Origin of the sequence: Halomicrococcus pelagicus (assembly GCF_051917725.1) — an archaeon.
In the GTDB taxonomy this organism is placed as follows: domain Archaea; phylum Halobacteriota; class Halobacteria; order Halobacteriales; family Haladaptataceae; genus Halomicrococcus.
In genome coordinates, this window is record NZ_JBQBLX010000007.1 from 131,822 (window position 1) to 150,082 (window position 18,261).

General features: G+C 64.9%; 19 protein-coding genes and 1 pseudogene. 10 read left to right on the forward strand and 10 right to left on the reverse strand.

The window, feature by feature from the left end; translation table 11 throughout:
- Positions 1-3: 3 nt before the first annotated feature.
- Positions 4-1,215: an ABC transporter ATP-binding protein gene (locus ACTF4R_RS18515; protein WP_440009569.1), complete on the forward strand. Its 1,212-nt coding sequence runs from the start codon at positions 4-6 to the stop codon at positions 1,213-1,215.
- A 73-nt stretch (positions 1,216-1,288) separates the two neighbouring features.
- Here ACTF4R_RS18515 and ACTF4R_RS18520 read toward each other — a convergent pair whose 3' ends face one another.
- Together ACTF4R_RS18520 and ACTF4R_RS18525 are read right to left on the reverse strand one after the other, a co-directional pair.
- Positions 1,289-2,161, reverse strand: a complete 873-nt coding sequence (locus ACTF4R_RS18520) for an ABC transporter permease (protein ID WP_440009571.1) — start codon at positions 2,159-2,161, stop codon at positions 1,289-1,291.
- Between the two features lie 19 nt (positions 2,162-2,180).
- Positions 2,181-3,560 (reverse strand): extracellular solute-binding protein, encoded by a 1,380-nt coding sequence (locus ACTF4R_RS18525; protein ID WP_440009574.1) that lies wholly within the window; start codon positions 3,558-3,560, stop codon positions 2,181-2,183.
- A 197-nt stretch (positions 3,561-3,757) separates the two neighbouring features.
- Here ACTF4R_RS18525 and ACTF4R_RS18530 point away from each other — a divergent pair, with 197 nt between their 5' ends.
- From ACTF4R_RS18530 to ACTF4R_RS18545, 4 genes are all read left to right on the forward strand, one after another.
- The gene (locus ACTF4R_RS18530) at positions 3,758-4,729 is read left to right on the forward strand and encodes an asparaginase (protein ID WP_440009576.1); all 972 of its coding nucleotides are present in this window, start codon (positions 3,758-3,760) and stop codon (positions 4,727-4,729) included.
- A 77-nt stretch (positions 4,730-4,806) separates the two neighbouring features.
- Positions 4,807-6,537 carry a TCP-1/cpn60 chaperonin family protein gene (locus ACTF4R_RS18535; RefSeq protein ID WP_440009577.1) on the forward strand — a complete coding sequence of 577 codons (1,731 nt, stop codon included), beginning with the start codon at positions 4,807-4,809 and terminating at the stop codon, positions 6,535-6,537.
- Positions 6,538-6,675: 138 nt separating this feature from the next.
- Positions 6,676-7,509, forward strand: a complete 834-nt coding sequence (locus tag ACTF4R_RS18540; RefSeq protein WP_440009579.1) for a polysaccharide deacetylase family protein — start codon at positions 6,676-6,678, stop codon at positions 7,507-7,509.
- Between the two features lie 79 nt (positions 7,510-7,588).
- Positions 7,589-8,458, forward strand: coding sequence for an ABC transporter permease (locus ACTF4R_RS18545; RefSeq protein WP_440009581.1), 870 nt, complete (start codon positions 7,589-7,591; stop codon positions 8,456-8,458).
- A 119-nt stretch (positions 8,459-8,577) separates the two neighbouring features.
- Here the strand turns inward: ACTF4R_RS18545 and ACTF4R_RS18550 are convergent, their stop codons facing one another.
- Positions 8,578-9,588, reverse strand: a complete 1,011-nt coding sequence (locus ACTF4R_RS18550) for an NAD-dependent epimerase/dehydratase family protein (protein ID WP_440009583.1) — start codon at positions 9,586-9,588, stop codon at positions 8,578-8,580.
- Between the two features lie 87 nt (positions 9,589-9,675).
- On the opposite strand from ACTF4R_RS18550, the gene ACTF4R_RS18555 reads away from it, so the two are divergent.
- From ACTF4R_RS18555 to ACTF4R_RS18565, 3 genes are all read left to right on the forward strand, one after another.
- On the forward strand, positions 9,676-10,335 hold the full coding sequence (locus ACTF4R_RS18555) for a helix-turn-helix domain-containing protein (protein WP_440009586.1): 660 nt from the start codon (positions 9,676-9,678) through the stop codon (positions 10,333-10,335).
- A gap of 84 nt (positions 10,336-10,419) precedes the next feature.
- Positions 10,420-10,965 carry an NUDIX hydrolase gene (locus ACTF4R_RS18560; protein ID WP_440009588.1) on the forward strand — a complete coding sequence of 182 codons (546 nt, stop codon included), beginning with the start codon at positions 10,420-10,422 and terminating at the stop codon, positions 10,963-10,965.
- 295 nt (positions 10,966-11,260) lie between these two features.
- A complete protein-coding gene (locus ACTF4R_RS18565; protein ID WP_440009590.1) occupies positions 11,261-12,010 on the forward strand; it encodes a helix-turn-helix domain-containing protein in 750 nt (249 codons plus the stop codon).
- A 6-nt stretch (positions 12,011-12,016) separates the two neighbouring features.
- Here the strand turns inward: ACTF4R_RS18565 and ACTF4R_RS18570 are convergent, their stop codons facing one another.
- Genes ACTF4R_RS18570 through ACTF4R_RS18580 form a run of 3 tightly spaced genes read right to left on the reverse strand, consistent with a single transcriptional unit; the run spans position 12,017 to position 14,660 of the window.
- Positions 12,017-12,472, reverse strand: a complete 456-nt coding sequence (locus tag ACTF4R_RS18570) for a hypothetical protein (RefSeq protein WP_440009592.1) — start codon at positions 12,470-12,472, stop codon at positions 12,017-12,019.
- Positions 12,473-12,474: 2 nt separating this feature from the next.
- Positions 12,475-14,046, reverse strand: coding sequence for a sodium:solute symporter family transporter (locus ACTF4R_RS18575; RefSeq protein ID WP_440009595.1), 1,572 nt, complete (start codon positions 14,044-14,046; stop codon positions 12,475-12,477).
- Positions 14,043-14,660 (reverse strand): hypothetical protein, encoded by a 618-nt coding sequence (locus ACTF4R_RS18580; protein WP_440009597.1) that lies wholly within the window; start codon positions 14,658-14,660, stop codon positions 14,043-14,045. The genes ACTF4R_RS18575 and ACTF4R_RS18580 overlap by 4 nt, the downstream gene beginning before the upstream one ends.
- A gap of 446 nt (positions 14,661-15,106) precedes the next feature.
- Between ACTF4R_RS18580 and ACTF4R_RS18585 the strand changes: the two genes are divergently transcribed.
- Positions 15,107-15,277: a hypothetical protein gene (locus ACTF4R_RS18585; RefSeq protein WP_440009600.1), complete on the forward strand. Its 171-nt coding sequence runs from the start codon at positions 15,107-15,109 to the stop codon at positions 15,275-15,277.
- Positions 15,278-15,334: 57 nt separating this feature from the next.
- Here the strand turns inward: ACTF4R_RS18585 and fer are convergent, their stop codons facing one another.
- A complete protein-coding gene (gene fer, locus ACTF4R_RS18590) occupies positions 15,335-15,994 on the reverse strand; it encodes a ferredoxin Fer (protein ID WP_440009929.1) in 660 nt (219 codons plus the stop codon).
- Positions 15,995-16,144: 150 nt separating this feature from the next.
- Here fer and ACTF4R_RS18595 point away from each other — a divergent pair, with 150 nt between their 5' ends.
- Positions 16,145-16,573 carry an OsmC family protein gene (locus ACTF4R_RS18595; RefSeq protein WP_440009602.1) on the forward strand — a complete coding sequence of 143 codons (429 nt, stop codon included), beginning with the start codon at positions 16,145-16,147 and terminating at the stop codon, positions 16,571-16,573.
- 137 nt (positions 16,574-16,710) lie between these two features.
- On the opposite strand, the gene ACTF4R_RS18600 is transcribed toward ACTF4R_RS18595, so the two are convergent.
- The 3 genes and pseudogenes from ACTF4R_RS18600 to ACTF4R_RS18610 all read right to left on the reverse strand — a co-directional run.
- A complete protein-coding gene (locus ACTF4R_RS18600) occupies positions 16,711-17,016 on the reverse strand; it encodes a hypothetical protein (protein WP_440009605.1) in 306 nt (101 codons plus the stop codon).
- A 359-nt stretch (positions 17,017-17,375) separates the two neighbouring features.
- Entirely contained in the window at positions 17,376-17,867 is a 492-nt protein-coding gene (locus ACTF4R_RS18605) for a hypothetical protein (protein ID WP_440009608.1), read from the reverse strand.
- Between the two features lie 214 nt (positions 17,868-18,081).
- Positions 18,082-18,243: pseudogene (locus ACTF4R_RS18610) on the reverse strand (IS200/IS605 family transposon protein TnpB); the annotation flags it as partial.
- Between the last annotated feature and the right edge of the window lie 18 nt (positions 18,244-18,261).

An 18,261-nucleotide genomic window follows, 5' to 3' on the forward strand; every position in this document is an offset into this window, starting at 1 on the left:
CCGATGACCGACACGCCACGAGGAGAGGAGGTTCCGCAGTCCTCCCGTCCGGGCGACTCGACCACGGGCGGAACGCGACCGGACGTCCTCCAGGTCCGGGGCCTGACGAAGATCTACGACGACGGAACGCTCGCCGTCGACGACATCGACTTCAGCGTCGCGGCGGGCGACTTCTGCGTGTTGATCGGGCCGAGTGGCTGTGGAAAGTCGACGACGCTCCACTCGATCATCGGGAAGGTCGAACCGACCGAGGGGGAGATCGTGCTCGGCGATACGGACGTCACGGACGTCCCGACGTACCGGCGCGACATCGGGCTCGTCTTCCAGGACTTCCAGCTGTTTCCGCACCTCTCCGTCGAGGACAACGTCCGATACGGGCTGGAACGGACGCGGGCCGACCGCGCGACCCGCGACGACCGCGTCGAGGACGTGCTCGAGTTGATGCAGTTGACGGCCCTTCGCGGGAGTTCGCCGGAATCGCTGTCCGCGGGGCAGAAGCAACGCGTCGCGCTCGCTCGGAGTCTCGTCCTCGAACCGAAGCTGTTGCTGCTGGACGAGCCGCTGGGCGACCTCGACTACAAGATGCAAAAGCGGATGGAACGCGAACTGCTGCGAATCCACCGCGAACTGGACACGACGTTCGTGTACGTCACCCACGACCAGTCCCAGGCGATGCGGCTCGCCGACCAGATCGTCGTCATGAACGAGGGCCGTATCGAACAGTCGGGGTCGGTCTCGGCGGTCTACAACCGTCCCGCGACGGCGTTCGTCGCCGCCTTCGTCGGCGACTCGAACATCTTCACGGGTCGCGTCACGGACGTCTCATCCGACGCCGCGACCGTCGACGTCGAGACGCCGTTCGGCGAGTTCACCGCGAGTGCACGCACGGTCCGGTCCGACGTCGACGACCTCCTCGACCGGAAACTCCCGTTCGTCGTGCGACCGCAGGCGCTCCGGCTCGATTCGACCGCCGACAATACGCTTACGTGCTCGGTCGTGGACGTCATCCGACAGCCGAGTCGAGGGACCCGACTCGTTCTCGAGGCGCGCAGCGACGGCGGACAGGAGATGGAAGTTCAGGTCAAGATTCCGGAACGGGTCGACGTCGACGGGGATACCGTGACCGTCGGGTGGGACGCCGGCGACGGACTCCTGCTGGCGGAGACGAGCGTCGTCCCCGACGTGGACCTCCAGAAGGACATCCTCGGCGAGTGACCGGCCGAACCGTCGCCGCCGTTACGGGCGACCCCGGGCGGTAGAGACGGGCGGTCCGTTTCGACCGTCCGGGTCACCCCTGGCTGATCTCGGTGATGTCGACGAGGCGAGTCAGTCCGTAGACGAACGCGAAGATGACGACGAGGAGGGCGATCGAGAGCGCGGACGCGGCGGGATAGTTGAGCCCGGAGTTGACGGAGAGGTAGATCAGCGTCGTGATGGTGCTTTCGCCGCCGCTCAGGAACTGCGGGACGGTGAAGTTCCCGATCGAGAGCACGAACACGAAGATGGAGCCGATGACGACGCCGGGGAGACTCAGCGGCCAGGTCACGTGCCGGAACGTGGCGAGCGGATTCCCGCGCAACGTCTCGGACGCGTCGAGGAGGTCGGGGTCGATCTGGGCGAGCGAGATGTAGATGGGGGCGGCCATGAAGACGACGTAGTTCTGGAGATACCCGACGATCTGCGAGAACGGGGAGAACAACAGCCAGCCGAGCGGTTCCTGAAGGAGTCCGCTGGAGACGAGGAGTTTGTTGACGACGCCGGTCCGGCCGAGGACCGGATACCAGCCGAGCGTCCGGATGACGCCGGAGGTCCAGAACGGAATCACGAGAAACAGGAGCAGGACGATGCCGCCGGTCTGGCTCATGTAGAAGCGGAGGAAGTACGCGAGGGGATAGCCGAACAGGAGGGTCACGACGGTGACGGTCGCGCCGATGGTGAGCGTTCGGACGAAGACGTCGTAGACGGTCTCGTCGAAGACGCTCGTCCGCCAGGCTTCGAGCGTGAACTCGTGGATGACGCTGAAACTCGAGTAGGTGAGGAAGCTGTAGTAGAGGATCACGCCGAGCGGAAACAGCAGGAGGACGGTGAACCAGAGGAGCGTCGGCCCGACGAGAAGCGACGTTTCGGCCTGGCGAACTCGGGAGCGGAGTGACGGTGACATGACGAGACGTGAGAGACGGTCAGGCGCTCGTGAAGTCCCGCCAGCGTTCGATCATGTAGTCGGCGTTGCTCGGCCAGATCTGGAAGAAGCCGATGCGGTCGATTCGCTCCTCGATCGGGCCGGAGTCGCGCTGCTGGCCGTTCTGGTCGGGTTCCCCCTCCTCCATCGACCAGTCGTAGCTCTGCGGGTCGAACAGGTTGGGGTTCTCCACGGGCTGGTACGTGCGCTCGCCGCGGTACGCCCAGTCGTAGTACTCCGGCCCCATCCCCTGTCCGGAGTCGTCCGACCCGGTACGGACGAGTTCCGTGTTGGGGTACTGCGGGACGGAGTAGCCCCACCCCTGGATGAACCCCGGGAACCAGGCGCCGTAGTGTACGTCGTTGATGAGGGTGTTGACCTCGTCGACGTTGTTCCGCTGTTGGGCGCCGGGTTTGGTCGGGATGATGCCGGCGTACCAGAAGCGGTAGCCCTGAACGCCTTCGCTCATCGTCGCGTACTTGCAGGGCGTCCCCGAGCGCCGCACGTCCAGTGCGGCCGGTTGCCAGATGTCGCCGACGACCGCCTCTTCGCTCGCCATCAGGTTCACCGAGTTCCCGTACGCGGTCCACGTCGAGCGGAACTGGCCGTTCCGCTTCTGCTTGACGAGGAAGTCGATGGCCTGGTCGAGCTGGTCCCTGGTCGGGTCGTTGAGCTGGCCGACTTCCCCCTGGACCATGTTGTTGTCCATCATGTGCATGAGGGCTTCGGGAATCCCGATGGCGGCGATTGCGTCGTACAGGACCTGCCCGCTGTACTGGTCGTCGAAGAGCGCCGACCACTTCGAGACGCTACCGGGTTCGACGAACTTCGGGTTGTAGCCGATGGCGTCGAAGTTGTAAATCGTCGGCGGGAAGCGCAGCCGTTGCTGGTCGTTCACGTCCATCCAGAGCTGCTGGCTGAGCGTCTCCGCCTGCGCGCCGATCTGGTCGGACAGCCGTTCCTCGGGACTGGTGAACAGGTCGGCGATGGCGTCGCTGTCCCACTTGTCGAGCGCGGAGGTCGGGGTAGCCGCGGTCACGTCGTTGTCCATCGTGAGCGCGCCGGCGCTCGAGGTGTCGACGGAAACGGCGTCGAAGGTTTCGTTGCCACCGCCGAGGATACGCTGCTGGGTCGTCGGAAGGTCGCCGATCGTCCGGTTCAGCGGTATGTCGGTCATCTCCTCGAACTTCTGACTCTGGCCGTCGCGAGCCGCGTAGGCGGTGCTCGCCCATTGAACCGGCCGTTGTCCGTTCTGGAGACCGTCCTGGCTCTCTACGCGGCTGGCGTCCGCGTCTGCGGCGGCGCCGTCGGCGACCGCCAGACCGGCCGACGCCGACCCCGCGTACTTCATGAAGTTGCGTCTAGTTAAGGGGTCTCCCATGATGCATGTGAACATCCAACGCCATCCATAATCATGATTGATGTCGGATGCTGTGAGCCGCGCGATTCAAATAGACCCGAATCGGACGGCAGTTAATCGCGAGTATCGTGCGTCGAACGGCCGTACGTGCAAAAATATCCTCGTCGTGTCCCGAAAACGGATAAACTCACTTACCCGAGAATCCCGTACCCTGTTCCATGCCACCTGTAATCAAGGTGCTCGGAACCGGGGGAACCATCGCGAGCACCCGGGACGAAGGCGGTGCCTCCCCCACCGAACCGGGAGCAGCGCTGCTCGACGCCGTCCCCGGTCTCGACGCGTTCGCCGAGGTCGACGTCGAACAGGTCGCCCAAGTTCCCAGCTTCGAACTCGACGTCGATACCGTCGCAACTATCGGCCGACGAGCACGGCAGGCCATCGCCGACGGCGCGGACGGCGTCGTCGTCACCCACGGGACGGACACGATGGAGTCGTCCGCGTACTACCTCGACCTCGCGCTCGACATCGACGCGCCGATCGTCTTCACCGGGGCACAACGCCGTCCCGACGAACTGAGCCCCGACGGACCGGCCAACCTCCGAACCGCCGTCCGCGTCGCCACCGACGACCGATTCCGGACGACGGGCGGCGTGTACGTCGCGTTCGACCAGCAGGTCCACGCCGCCCGCGACGTTCGGAAGCTGCACACGAGCGCCCTCGATACGTTCCAGTCCCCCGAAACGGGGCCGGTGGCGGTCACCACGCGCGACTCGATTCGTCACTTCCGGCAGCCGGGCAGCTACACCGACCACATCCCCGTCCTCGACCCCGACGCCCGGGTAGCCGTCGTCACCTCGGACGTCGGCGTCGACGACGCGGCGATCAGGGCCGCCCAGGACCGAGGCGTCGACGGAATCGTCGTCGAAGCGACCGGCCTCGGAAACACGACCGCACCGCTCGGGAGAGCTATCGCGGACGTCGTCGACGCGGGAACCCCGGTCGTCGTCGCCTCACGGTGCCCGGCCGGCAGCGTCACCCCGGTTTACGGCGGGGACGGCGGCGGTGAGACGCTACGCGAGCACGGCGCCATCTTCGCGGGCGACCTCCCGGCGCACAAGGCCCGAATAAAGCTCATGCTGGCCTGCGACCAGCACGACGGGATTGACGGCGTTCGCCAGCAGTTCCAATGACCGTGGCCGCTCGCTCCGACTACACTACGCTCGCCGCCGGGCGCCAGAGCGTCGCAACGCTGTGGAGGAACTGAACGATGGGGGAACGAGAGGCGGGACGCTCGCGGTCCGACCCGGCGCCTCGATTTCCACAGGCGAACATCACTGCCGTCCGGGCCATCGCGGAGATCCTTCGCACGACGCTCGGCCCGACGCCGCAGGACACGCTCGTCCTGTCGCAACTCGAAACGCGAAGCGGCGACGCCGACCGCGGCATCCCGGGCACCGACGAGTACGTCGTCGCGAGCGACGGCGCGACCGTCCTCGAAGAACTCCCGCTCGAACATCCGATCGCACCCGTTCTGTTGCGCGTCGTCGGCCCCGAACGCCCCGGCGATACCGACGTCGAGGGGGAACGGATTCCGGACGGAATCACGACGACCGTCGTCCTCGGCGCCGCGCTGCTCGACGAGGCGGCGACGTTGCTCGAGAAGGGACTCCACCCGACGACCGTCAGCATGGGCTACGAGACCGCTCTCGGCGTCGTCGCGGACGTCCTGGACGACGCGACCCGGAGCCTCTCCGCGTTCCCGGACTCGACGGCCGCCGCCAGCGCCGTCGCTCGAACGGCGATGACGGGCAACGACGTCGGAGCGTTCGCGGACGACTGGGCCCCGCTCGCGGTCGACGCCGTCGAGACCGTCGGAACGCCGGACGAGACGACGTTCGCCGTCCGACGGTTCTCGAACGGCCGAATCGACGAGTCGAGACTCGTTCGCGGCGCAGTGCTCGACCGCTACAGCCGAGCGCATCCCGAGATGGAGCGGGAGAAGCGTGACGCGACGGTGCTGGCGCTCGGTGGGCAGGACAACCGAGGGCTACAGATTCGGGAACCGGAGTCGATAGCGGGCGTTCGAGTCGACTCGGTCGCGACGGAGGCCGCGCTGGTCGACGCGGAGCACGCTCGCCGCCGCGAGGTCGTCGACCACCTCGTCGAACTCGGCGTCGACGTAGTCGTGACGCGGTCGGGAATCGACCGCCACTATCTCCGGCTCCTCGTCGACGCGGGCGTTCTCGGGGTACGTGGCGTCACGAGCCTCGATTTCTCGCACGTCTGTCGCGGGACGGGGGCGACCGAGATAATCAAACCCGACGACGCGACGGTGGCGGATCTCGGCCACGCGGGCCTCGTCGAGGAGCAGCGCATCGGACGACGCCGACATCGACGCAAACGACGGCGTATCCTGGTGTTCGACGAATGCGACGCTCCCGAGACCGTGACGGCCGTACTCACCGGCGTCTCTGGACAGCCGGGAGACCAGATGGCCAGACAGGTCCGGAAAGCCGCGGCCGCAGTCGCCGCCGCTCGAGGGCTCGGTCGTCGTTCAGGTGTCGTTCCCGGGGGCGGGGCGACGGAACTGCGTATCGCACGAGCGCTTCGAACCACCGCGCGGTCTACGGATACGCGCGAGCAACTCGCCATCGAGGCGTACGCCGATGCGGTGGACCGAATCGTGACGACGCTGGCCAGGAACGGGGGCCGTGACCCGGTGACGACACTTGCGGACCTCCGGGCAGCCCACGAGACCGGCTCCGAACGGGCCGGGTTAGTCCTACCGGACGGAACGATCGAGGACACCGTGGACGCAGGCGTTCTTGACCCCGTCGCGTACCGTCGGAAGCAGTACGTCTGTGCGACCGAGGTGAGCCAGCTACTCCTCACGATCGACGACGCCATCGACGCCGAACGCGGTGACGAAGGAGCGAGTCCGGGCGAGGCGTTGTACGATACTCCCGGGTCTCGACGTACGGACTCTACGGACGGGTGAGCAATTCGGGCGACCCCCTGCTTTCTTCGGTTCAACGCGTCCCGACGGTACTTCAGCAGCGATTGCGGGATGCATGACCCACGGTCCTACTGAATATTTTATGATATCCTTATCCCTTATCGCGGTGTGCGGTAACGTATGACGGGTGCCACCGTCTGTCTCTCATACGACTTCGACGCGGTATCGACGTGGCTCTGGTCGTACGACTCCTGGGAGATGCCGACGAGACACTCACGGGGCGTGTTCGGGGCGGAAGTAGCCGCTCCTCGATTGCTCGACCTTCACGACGAGTACGACATTCCCGCGACCTGGTTCGTCCCCGGTCATACGATCGACAGCTTCGAGGAGATCTGCGGCGAGGTGTGGGACCGGGGGTACGACATCCAGCACCACGGATGGAGCCACACCGGTCCGGCGACGTTCGAGAGCAAGGAGGACGAACAGGCCGACATCGAACGCGGCATCGAGAGCATCCAGGACGTCACCGGCCGGGAACCGACCGGCTATCGCTCGCCAGCCTGGGATTTCTCCCAGCACACGCTCGACATCCTGCAGGACCTCGGGTTCGAGTGGGATTCGAGCAAGATGGCGTCCGATTTCAGACCGCACTACGTCTACGGGAACTGGAGCGCGCCGGAAGACGGTCCCTACGACCGTGGAGAGCCGACCGACCTCGTGGAGCTTCCCGTCTCGTGGCAGCGCGACGACTGGCCGCCGTTGACGTTTACGTGGTCTCGCCCACACCGGATGGGGTACGCCAGCGAAGATTCGATCTTCCAGCGCTGGTACGACCAGTTCGACTGGATGTACGACCACGTCGACGACGGCGTGTTCATCCTCACGATGCACCCCCAGGTCATAGGTCAGGCGCACCGACTTCAGCGGCTGGAGCAACTCGTCCAGCACATGCAAGCGAAAGACGACGTCGAGTTCGAGGAGATGGACACCGTCGCCCAGAACTTCGACGGATAGCCCCGAACGCCGGGCGGCCCGGGACGGGCGGACGCTCGCTGAACGCCGACTGGCAACCCGTCAGACGGACCACCGAGAGATGACAGCCGACACCGAAGCGACCGAACGCGAGACGCGCCGCCCGACCGGCGGGCGCTCGCTCGCCGAAACGGCGACCTCGTTCGCGGAGCGCCTCGGCGTGAAACGGTTGTTGGCGGCGTACGCCGTTCTCATCTCGCTCTACATCTACCTCCCGATGCTGTCACTCATCGCCTTCTCGTTCAACGAAGGCGGGCTTACGTTCCCGTTCGTCGATTTCAGCACGCGGTGGTACGCCGAGTTGCTCGCCAGCAGCGGCATCGTCACGGCCGTAGAGCGCTCGCTCAAACTCGCGTTCGTAACAATGCTCATCACGACGGTTCTCGCGACGGCGACCGTACTCGCGTACCGCCGACGGTTTCCCGGGCGACGCGCGGTGTTGTACCTCCTCTTGCTCGGTATCATCACGCCCGGAATCACCTACGGGGTCGGTGCGACGCTCTTTCTGAACCAACTTCTGGGGTTCTCGAAAGGTCTGTGGCTCGCGCTTACGGTGCACGTCGTCTGGACGCTTCCGTTCGCGATGGTCGTCCTCCTGGCGGGGATTCCGCCGAACCTCCCGGAGAACGAACGGGCGGCGCGCGTGCTGGGCGCCGACGAACGAACGGTGTTCAGGGAGATAACGCTCCCTCAGATCGCTCCGACCGTCCTGGGGGCGGCGGTCTTCGCGTTCACCCTCTCGTACAACGAGGCGACGCGGAGTCTCCTCCTCGTCGGGCGCCAGAACACCATGCCCATCCAGGTGTTCTCGATCGCGTCGTCCCGGCGAGCGACGCCGGAGTTGTTCGCACTCGGCAGTATCACGACGGTCTTCTCGACGCTCCTGTTACTGCTCGCGGGAATCTTCGTCGTCTATCGTACCCGCTCGTAGCCGCCCGCCGTTCGAGACGGGCAACGCCGGTTGCGAACGAGTCGGCGTGAGCGACACGGCCCGTGGCGTCTCGCGTGACTGCTCGGGTAGTCGTCGCGGCGGAGGGTACCCATCGTCCTTCACGCTGCCTCCCCTCGGGGCGAGGTCGTCGTTTCGGCGGTCGATTCGTCCCGCAGTTCGGCGAGCGTGCCGTCGGCCTTCCAGGTTTCGACGACCTGCTCCAGGCCGTCCCGGTAGGTCGGATACTCCGGCTCCCAGTCGAGTTCGCGCTTCGCCTTCTCGTTGGTCGTCGGCATCGGGCTGGTGAACCCCTCGGCGTTGATCTTCCCGACGAAAAATCGGGCCAGCCAGGCTGGGATTCGCCCCGGCTCCGGAGCCTCCAGCAGGTCCGCGAACGCCTCGAAGAACGCGGCCCCGGTCACCGGTTCGTCGTCGACGACGTGGTACGTCCCGCCTGCCTCGGTCTCGATGGCTGCGACGAACGCCGCCGCCGCGTCGTCGGCGTGAACGAACGAGAGTTCGGCGTCCTGCCGGCCGAGCAGGCCGCCGCCCACTACGGGCAGGTCGCCGTCGAGCAGTCGTTCGCCCCAGGTGTGCGTGTCTCTCGCATCCGGCGCGTAGAAGAACCCGCAGCGGAGGACCGTCGCGTCGAAGCCGTCCCCGGCGGCGCGTTCCTGGAGGAAGTCCTCGACGTCGGCAGCCGACCGCGTGGCTCTGTCGGGGTGGCGGTCGGCCGTCTCGTCGAACCACGAGCCGTCGGGCTGGCGGGCGACCCAGACGACGCTCGGGAACAGGACCTGCCGGAGCCTGTCAGGGGTTGCGTCCAGTAGATTCTTCGCGCCCTCGAACCGGACGCGGTCGTTTCGCGCCCACTCCTCGTCGCTGGGCTTGGTGGAGTCCGGGATGGCCGTCGCGGCGTGGACCGCCACCTCGACGTCGTCGTCCATCGCTCGCTCCAGCGTCTCGGGGTCGAGGACGTCACCGCGTCGTGCAGTTCCACCCCGGCGTCCGACGATGCGCTCGCCCGCTTCGTCACGAGCCAGTCCGACGACCTCGTGGTCGCGGTCGGTGAGTCGGTCGACGAGTCGACGCCCGAGGACGCCCGTAGCGCCCGTGATGAACACCTTCATACAGACGTGGATAGTCGCTGACGCTGCGAAATACTAACGCCGGATTCGCACGGGAGGTTTAAGGCGGCCGACGCGGTGGTCCCCGACATGAAGCACGTCCGGGTTCGCATCACCGCGGGCGGTCGCGAGGCCGAGATTCACCCGATGTACGACGTGTGGGCCAACGCTTCCTTCGTCGAGCGCGCGACCGCCCTCCAGTGGAACTTCACGGGCGACGCGCTGGGAATACTCCACTACGCCGTGGGCGACGCCGACGCCTTCGAGGCGGCCGTCGAGGAGATTCCGGAGGTTCTGGGTTACGACATCGCACGGGCCGGCGAGGACGCCTTCTACGTCTACGTCAGGGACGCCACGACCGACGCGTTGGGTGAACTGTTCGGCCCCATCACGCAGGGCGGACTGGTCGTCGTTCCGCCGATTCGGTATCACGAGGACGGGACGGTGACGTTCTCGCTCTTCGGCCCGGACGCTGAGATACAGGCGGCTATCGAGACCGTGCCCGGTCCCGTGGACGTGACCATCGAGGAGATCGGCGGGCTGGACGCGACGGCCGCGACCGTGGAAACGCACCTGAGCGAGCGCCAGCGCGAGGCCATCGAGACCGCGTTCGAACTGGGCTACTACGAGATTCCGCGCGAAGCCAGCCACACGGACGTCGCCGCTGCAATCGACTGCGCGCCCAGTACTGCCGCCGAACACCTGCGGAAAGCCGAGTCGAAGCTCGTCTCCTCGATGGTCGGGAAGTAGTCGCGTTTCGGCGCATCGTCTTGCCCGGAGTGTCCGGGCGACCGCAAACGAACACTTTCGTCTCCTGGCGTGGAACGGGTTCACATGGTCGATATCGAATCCGTCGACATCGATTCAGTCGCCGTCGACCCCGATCACTGCCACCGGTGTGGCGCCGCCGTCGGAAGCTGCGAGTTCGAGGGCCGGGAGCATCCCTGGTGTTCGGAGTGCGAACTCGTGCTCTCCCGGAATCCGATTCCGGGCGTCCACGTCGTCGTCCACGACGACGACCACGTCCTGCTGCTCGACGAACCGATACCGCAGCACGAGGGCGTCTGGAGCCTTCCCGGCGGCCACGCCAAGTACGACGAGGGACCGAAGCGGGCGGCCGTCCGGGAGCTAGAGGAAGAGACCGGTCTCCGGGCAGACCCCCCGGACCTGCAGTTCCTGACCATCCTCCACGCCGAGCGTTCGCGCGTCGCCTTCTACCTCATCACGTACGCCCTGGAACGTTCCGGGGTCTCGGGGGAGCTAACCCCTGAGGCGGAGGGCTTCGAGGCTACGTTCCTGTCCATCGAAACCGTCAGGGCGTCGCCCGACCGGATACGGGACTCGGATCTGGAACGCATCGAGATGGCGCTGGGGAGGTAGCTCTCTCACCGGCGCTCTCGATTCCCGGTGACGGACGACCAGCGGTCGACCGAAACGGGGCCTCTGGTCGTCGCCCTCACCGGGGTCGGCGGACCGCTGTCGCAAGTGGACTGGCGGTTCTTTTCACATCTCCTGTGCGTCGTCGGGAACTCCGGTCGCCGGCGTCGTCCCGAACTAGCCGCTCCTCCACCGTCTCGAATGGTCAGAAGGAAAATACGCCGACAGAAACATAAATTTCTCTATCTTAACCTCCGATACCATCACCTATTTCCCCGATAAACGACGACAGAGTCCCATGATATCGGTAACAATGGACATGGTCCAGTACGACTGTCCGTACATCGACGTGACGGACGTCGCCGACGTCTCCTTTCACACGATGCACTGGGACTTCAACACCGCCCAGCAGGAACTGGAGACTAGGATCCTCGTCACGGGGGACGACCACGGCGCGCTGACGAACGGCCTCAACGAGTTGCAGGACCACGAGCGGATGCTGGGGTTCGAACTCCTGTCCCGGCGGGGGGACACGGCGGTCATCAAGTCGTTCATCGGACAGACGAACGCGATGCAGACGATTCGCGACCACGACGGCTACATCACCGGGCCGTTTCAGATCCAGGACGGAAGCGAGCTCTGGAACGTCGGGTTCGACACCGGCGCCGACGCGGACGACGCGCTCGCCGACCTGGAAGTCGAGAACGATTTCCGGGTCGAAGCTCGAAACGCCACGTCGTTCGAGGATTACCTCGACGTCATCCAGCACCTCGACGCGGCGAAGGGGCTCCTCGACGGCTGTCGGGAGCTCTCCGAGACGGAGCGTCTGACCCTCCAGAAAGCCGTGGACGGCGGGTACTTTCGAACGCCGCGCGACGCGACGCTCGAAACGCTGGCCGACGCGTTCGACGTCTCGAAGACCGGGGCCTCGAAGAACCTGCGACGAGCCGAACAGAAGGTCCTTCGTCGCATCGTCGCGGCGTTCCCGGCCCTCGTCGAAGAGGACCGACCGAATCGAGACGAAGGGAACTCCGTCCCGGAACGATAGGAGACGTCAGAGCAGTCGACCGCTCGTCTCGACGCCGATATCCACGTGCGATAGCGCCGGCTCTTCTGCGAGCGCTTCGACGACGTCGACCTGCGAGTCGCTCGAACGCGTGCCGTACAGTTCGACCGAGGTCGAGGAGTCGTCGTCGCGCCACGTCACCGTCAGCGCCGTGCGCCGAAATCGCGACCCCTCCCGGAGCCGGACGGACTGGAGCGATTCGAGCGCGACCGCGAAGTTTCGGTCGTCGAGCGCCAGCGCTCGCTCGGCCGACGAGCGCTCGACCTCGCGGCGACCGCGTTCGCCGGTGTCCGCCCGCAGGAGGAGCGATTTGAACGACTCGCCGACGAAACACCAGACGACGCGTCTGTCGGTCACGAGCAGTTCCCAGAACTCGAGCGACGTCGGACGTCGCCGGAACCATCCCGTGAAGCGTGCGAGCCGGGTTTCGTTCGATTCGGCCATCGTCATCGTTCGATGAGGACGGCGATGTCCCGTGGCACCGTCCGGTCTCCCTGCGTCGCCAGCGAGACGACGACGAAGAGGACGACGGTGACGAGGAGTGCGACCGTTCCGACCGGGAACGATTCCGGGAACGGGTAGAGACTCGCGACGGTGCTGGCGAGTCCACCGAGACCGGCCGTGTCCGCGATTCGAGGGACGGCGCTGTAGAAGAGGTTGACCACCAGTCCACCGACGAGCGCGGCTATCGCGCCCTCCTTCGTGGCCCCCTTCCAGTTCAGTCCGAGCGCCGCGATGGCGAAGAACGCCGCAGCGAAGAATCCCCATCCGATGGTCCCGAGGATACCGACCAGCGCCTCCGAGAAGTAGACGATGAGCGTCGACACGATGGTGATACCCGCCAGCGCGGCCTGGGTCACCCGCAGTTCCGTCTCGTCGTCCTCGATGGGTCGTCCCAGCGCACGCGGGATGTCCCGGGCGACGGCCGCCGCCCCGATGTTGAGGAACGAGTCGCTCGTGCTCATGATCGCCGCCAACAGCGCCGCCAGGATGAGTCCGGCCAGGACGCCCGGCGTGTGTTCCAGCACGAACACCGGACCAACGACGGAGGCGCTCTTCGGTGCCGCGGCCTGTCCGGACTCGACCATCGACCGCATCGATAGTCCGGTCGAGAACGCGAGGAGGCTCGAAATCGCGTACGTCACCGCGGCGATCGGGGCTCCCCAGCGGAGGATGCGGAGGTTACGACTCATGTAGAACTTGGTCACCAGATGCGGCTGACCGGCCGCGCCGATGGAGAAGAGGATCCACCAGCCGAGCGCCGTGAACACGGTCGCGACCGGGGCTCCCATGGCTCCGAACGGCGAGACGAACGACGGGTCCGCGCTGGCGAGATTTCGCGAGATGGTCTCCATCCCGCCCCCGAACGAGAGCGCGAAGGCGAAGACGAAGACGGCGCCGACGATCATCGTGATGGCCTGCACGAAGTCGGTCCAGACCCCTGCGATCATTCCGCCGAGCATGCTGTAGAGCAGGAGAATGAGCGCACCGATGAACAGCCCCCACACCACCGGGAGACCGAAGATCGCCCGCATCACGTACTGCAACGCGGCGAGGTTGGTCGCCAGGTACGCCATTACGCCGACGACGACCGCGACCGCCGTCAGTCCGCGTACCCACGCGCTCTCGTACCTGACGTACATCCCGTCCGCTATCGTCATCACGTCGCGGATGTCTGCTAACAGGCGCATCCGCTTGGCCAGCAGTATCCACGTGACGACGAACCCGAGCGGGGCGGTGAAGAAGATCCACAGCGCGGTCGTCCCGAACGAGTAGACGAGTTCCGGCCCGCCGACGAAGCCGAACCCGGACTGGATGACCGAGAACGCCGTCAGCGCGAGCACCCACGTCCCGATGCTCTTGCCGGTGATGAGGAAGTCCGCCGTGCTCTCCGTCTGGAGGTAGCCCCAGACGCCGATAGCCAGCACCAACAGAAGGTACAGACTGCCGAACAGCAGGACGTACGGGCTGTCCGTGACCGGAATCTCCTGTAGTGGGACGAGCGGTGGCGCGGTCATCGCCGCTCACCTCCGTCTGGGCGTTCCGTCTCCTGACGTGATTCGTTTGCGCGTGGCCCTCCTTCGGTTCCGTCCGAACGGCGTCCCGACGACGCTCGCGGTGTTTCTGCCTCCTCGCCGCCGTCGGCCTCTGGTCGAGACGACGACAGCGGGTAGCGTCCCGTTCCCTGGACCTGACGCACCTCGCTCATGATATCGTCGACGACCTGCTCGTCGCCGATTCTCGGAAAGACGAGGGCGTAGTACACCGCGCCGAGGATCGGCAGCAACCAGAGGAAGACGACGTACGCTAGCGTCGGAACTGGCAGTCCGAGTACGTACGTGTACTCGGTCGTTCCCGGCCGCCAGGTGAACCAGATGATAGTCAACCCGGTCACGAAGATAGCGCCGAGGCCGACTACCAGCCACGAGTACGGCGCGAGGTCGAGTTCACCGTCGTTTCGCTCGACCGAGGCGGTACCCAGCACCGCTGCGATGAAGAACGCCGCGAGGTACGAGAATACGCGGTACGTTCCGGTAGCCGCGGAGAGTAACAACCCGGCCGCCAGCAGGGCGAGCACGCCCATCACCTTGTTTCGCGCTCCCCGTTTCGACTGTGGTCGTGAGGATACCATCTTTCCATGAACCAGGGTAGCAAATAGCGAAAAACGGCGGGTTGATATGTAAACAACAGTCTCGATGTCGGTGTCGCGGACGCGACGACCACGGACGGCCTCCGAAATCTCGCGTACGACGTCCTACCGGGTACTCGATCCGGATTCTGTCCGCCCTCCGATTCCGGCTCACCTCCACAGAATCTCGCTTCCAGCGACTTCTCTAACGCGTCGGGTATCGCGAGGAAATGCCGGAATGCGTTCGACGTTTGGACGTCGTCGCTCGGCTGATTACGGGCGCTGAGCCATACCCGCATGGAGCGACCGGCGGCGGCCGTGAACGAGGAGAAGAGGATAGTTCACCGGGAGAACATCCATCCCGATTCGACAGTTCCTCGACCGCTACGTACCAGGCAGCACTCGTTTCGAATCGTGCCCGTTATTTACCGCTGACTCTGAGAGCAGGTGTGACAACCCCCGATTCTCCCGGCGAGGGTCTCGAATTAGCGAGTCGCGGCTACAAAATCACCGTCGACGAGGGCCGCGATTCGTTTTTCGCCATCTGTATCGAAGAACCGGAGAGCGAGACGGCGTGGATCATGTCGGACACCGTCAAAACGCTGGAGGAAATGCGGTAGGTCGTCAGTCCTCACCGAGCGTTCGTGACGTGAACACCGTCGGAACACCAGGCTCGATTACTCACCGGGCGAAGGCTGTCTGGACGGGCGCGGTGGCAGCAGGAGTTCTTCGAGGTCCGGCATGTGCTTCACGTTGTAGATCACGTGCAAGTCCTTCGTGATGGGGATTCCGTTGCAGGACAATCGGATGTTCCGCTCTAGCATCTCCGCGGGGAGTACGTGATTGACCGGCATCGACAGCTCGCCGGCGGAGAGCGCGACTGCACAGTTGGCGCAGGCGCCACCACGGCAGGAAAACGGCCACTCGAGACCGTTGCTCTCGGCCGCTTCTAAGAGCGATTTACCGGGTTCGGCCTGAAACTGGCCGTAGTCCGTCTCGTCGAGGTCTGCAGCGGCCGCCTTCTCGAAGAGCCGTTCGTCCGTGGGCTCCCAGCCGTAGTCGGCGAGGACGTCGTAGTTCAGGTACGTGACCTGCGAGGGCGTCGCTCGGTAGTCCGGGGTGTCGTTCGAGTCGGCCGCCCGGTCGCGGCCAGGTATCTCGTCGCTACCCCGTGAGCCTGCTTTGAGTCGTTCGTAGGCCGTTCTCACCGCTCGAAACGCCTCTATCGAGCCACCCTGGTCGGGGTGCGTTTCTTTCACCCGTTCTCTGTACGCGCGTTCGATTGCCTCCTCGTCGGCGTCGGGATCGAGACCCAACACCGCATACGGGGTGTCCATTATCCCCTCTAGTGACATCAACGGGATAAGCAGCACGGCAGTACCCTGGAGGATGGACGGGAAAACGAACTGCTGGCGAGCGCCCACCGGAGAGACGGAATCTTCTGGCCAGTATTTCCATACTGCTTCCGCCCGTACTCGAGCTTGCAGATGACCTCGAGACAAGCCGAAACTCACTGGCAGGGTGGAAAGGACGGAAGCGGTGACTTCGAAACCGAGAGCGGGCAGATCGAGGGAACCTTCCGGTTCCCGACTCGCTTCGAGGACGAACCGGGAACGAACCCGGAAGAACTGATCGGAGCCGCACACTCCGGGTGTTTCTCGATGCAGTTGACGGCGTTCCTCGACGAGGAAGGATACACGCCCGACCGCCTCGACACGCAGGCGGACGTGCATCTCGAACGAGCCGACGGTGGCGGATTCGAGATCCCGCGTATCGAGCTGACGCTGGAAGCTGCCATCCCCGAGATCGACCAGGATACCTTCGACGACCTTGCCCAGCGCGCCAAGGACAACTGTCCCGTCTCGAAGGCGCTCGCCGGACCGGACATCACGCTTGACGCGACGTTAACGCAGTAAGCGACCATTGAAAGGGGGTCGCTACCGAGGCCAGAGGACGCAACTGCGTCGGTGGCAACCCCTCATCGGTAGTTGTACCATGGCCGGGGCACCTTGAGCGCACCACCGTCACTCGAACCACGAGCATGGGAGCGTCGTCAATCCGAAACCATCGACGCGGACGCGACGTTGACGACGATGAACGTAACGATGAGGACGACTGCAATCGCCACGAATACCAGCGCTGCCGAGGTACCGCCGGGGTCGAGACCGAGACGCCGTCGTCCCCACGTCGTTCCGACGAGAACCGAGGCAAGGAAGTTCGCACCAATGGCCGCGATCCAGAGTCCGGTGAGGCTAGATTGGGGGAGCAAGAGCACTCCGATGGCGGTACAGAAGAGCCCGAGCGAGGTGACGACGACGCCTGCGAACCCGTCGAGTGGAGACCGCTGTTCCGAGGCCACGGCCACAGTAGCAATCGCTGCCGATAAGATTATGTGCCAAAAGTAGCAACGAAGGCTCGATAAAGAGTCCCACTAACTATCGTCTACGCATCCAGTAAGTCGCGGTTACCACTCCGGTAGTCGTCTCGTCGATGCGCTGTGCGAGTACCGGCTGACCCGTGCGTCAGCGACCGGTGACGGGACAGAAAGCGAGAGAGGAGTTCACCAGCAATCGCCGAGGGCGCCGTCGATGGTGGCGTCTTCGACACCTGTCGTGTGCGTGGCGATAGACGTCGTGCAGACGAGCCACCGGTCAACTAATCGGGGATACTGGCGTGTGGAGGGAGAGTGGCCTCTGCTCTCGGGCGGCGCTAGATATCTCAGCCCGTTTGACGAGCGGTCGTCGAGAGGAGGTTCAGGTCCGAACTGAACACCTGGGCGTTCCCGGAGAGTCGATAGCGTGCGTTCGTCTGTAGCGCGTCTCGGGTGAACAGCAGGGTCGTGATGCCGGCCGACTGTCCTCCCTGCCCGCCGAGGCGGTAGTTGATGACGTAGCCGTTGTAGTCATCGGGCTGGCTGATCTCCGGCACTGTCCTGCCACTCGGACGGCGGAGGACGTTGACGGTGGTCGACGCCTGCAGTTGCTGGATGACGTCGAAGGCCACGTTCGGATAGTAGTTGTACGTGTACACCAGAACTTGTACCGGGCCATCCTGCGCTGCTGCGCTGTCCACGCTCGAGAGGCCAAGTGCGGTCGCCCCCGAAGCGAGCGCTCCCTTCTTCATGAACGAACGGCGCGATTCTTCCGTCGTTTCGCCTCCGGCGCTATCGTCCGTCTCGATGCCGTCGTCGTGTGTCTTGTTTTCTTCCATCGCGCCAATCCGGTTCGGCTGAGGACTGTATAAAGAGCCGCCATCGTTTAGCTTTCGACGACGAGTTTCCAGTCCGAAAACGATGGTATTGTTCGTTATGCTGTTCGCCGGGAGATAGGCAGGTATTGACCATAACACAGATGTGGATGTCTCGACACTCCTCGGCGATGAAGTGAGAGGATTCCTCCGTTGGGGTTCGCTCTGCCGACTCCCTGGCCACAACTTGCGAGGTCGTGTCCACTTCTCCGGCACTTTCGTAAGAATGTCGTTTCTCCGATCGTTCGTCGTCCCGTTCGAATCGCACGGGCCGTGCCATCGGCCCGACTTCGCTCTCGCTGTTTTCCCTGAGAAACGTCGCTGACGCCGTGAGGTCGGCGTCCTCCCGAAGCCTCAC